Origin of the sequence: Synechococcus sp. WH 5701 (assembly GCF_000153045.1) — a bacterium.
GTDB lineage: Bacteria > Cyanobacteriota > Cyanobacteriia > PCC-6307 > Cyanobiaceae > Regnicoccus_A > Regnicoccus_A antarcticus.
The window spans coordinates 1-1,349 of sequence record NZ_AANO01000090.1; the positions used below are offsets into that span (position 1 = coordinate 1).

A 1,349-nucleotide genomic window follows, 5' to 3' on the forward strand; every position below is an offset into this window, starting at 1 on the left:
CCGATGCCGACAGTGATGATCTCCTTATGACCTTCGGGATCGACGACCTCAATCACCTTTTGGGCAGGTGAGACCACATTCACCACACCACGCAAATGTGTGACCTCAAAGCCTGCCAATTCTTCCAGCGAAAAACCAGCTCGAGCAGGGACGTTGAACGTGAGAGCCGAAACGGCAGCAGTAATGAGAGCTGCACGAAAACCGGAAGTTCGGACCATCAAACAACAACGAGTCAGGCATTGCGCCGACGCTAGCTCCTTTCGAATGGGTCAGAATGGAGAGAGGTTGCTTAAAGCGGAACCCCATGTCCGTCCGTCCATCGTTGTTAGCAGCCCTGCTTGCAATTGGGTTTTCATCGATAGCACCAGCTCAAGCGGACATGTCCATTGAAGTGAGTTTGAAGAATCGATATCTCACACTCTTTGAGAATGGAAAGGTGATTGGCAAATATCCCATTGCCATTGGGGCCCCTGAATCTCCAACGATTCCAGGGCAATTTGATATCCAGAGAAAAGATGCATCGCCTATTTACCACAAAAAAGGAAAGGTTATTGCGCCAGGACCCGACAACCCTGTGGGCGTTCGATACATGCCCTATGTGAGGATTGGGCGGGATGAATATGCCATTCATGGCACCGCATGGCCGAGCTGGGTGAACTTAAGGGCAGCCGTCAGTCTTGGCTGCATTCGCATGTTGAACAACGATGTTATTCAGGTTTTTAACCGGGTCGATGTTGGAACTCCAGTCGTCGTTACCACAAACTAACTTCTGCTTAAAACCCATGCTGCTTCGATTGCTCCTCATCTCTACGGCAACCGCCCTGCTGCCATCTCTATCTTTAGCCCCTGCGAATGCAAACCAGGAAATGAATGAAGGGGATTTTCTTGATTTAGTGGATGCCAAAGGGAATGTCACTGTTCAGGGTAATGGCGTCTCTGGTGTTAACGCCAAAGCAAATGCGCAAGGCTTGAACCTTCCAGCACTTGGGTACTGGTCTCCTGAAAGACATTGCTTTGTCATACCCCCTCCCGGCCCTTGCAATGGCGTCTTTGAAGGGGTAAGGAATTAAGATCAGAACACACTAGCAATAACTCTCCCTGAAACTATTGAGCCAAAAAGTTATTGCCGGAGGCTCAAAATAACACTCCGACGCATAAATCAAACACTCCAATTAAGCCTGCGGACATAAAATCTTCACCAACGAATAGCAGCCATTGATCACTCAGAATCAAGCGCAAATTTTCCACAAAAATGGTTCTACGAGGCGTTTTTCAGGCTTTAACTTGGATCAGACGACGTGGTTTCAAGCTTTAATTGGGAGGAGGCCAAGTCGTGCTCCTCAGTTTTT

At 48.6% G+C, this 1,349-nt stretch carries 1 protein-coding gene and 1 pseudogene; one reads left to right on the top strand and one right to left on the bottom strand.

Features of this window, described 5'->3' with window-relative positions; all coding sequences use genetic code 11:
• Positions 1-218: pseudogene (locus tag WH5701_RS16260) on the bottom strand (hypothetical protein); the annotation flags it as partial.
• A gap of 56 nt (positions 219-274) precedes the next feature.
• Between WH5701_RS16260 and WH5701_RS16265 the strand changes: the two are divergent.
• Complete coding sequence (locus WH5701_RS16265) at positions 275-766, top strand: L,D-transpeptidase (protein ID WP_006169865.1); 492 nt, start codon at positions 275-277, stop codon at positions 764-766.
• Positions 767-1,349 lie beyond the last annotated feature (583 nt).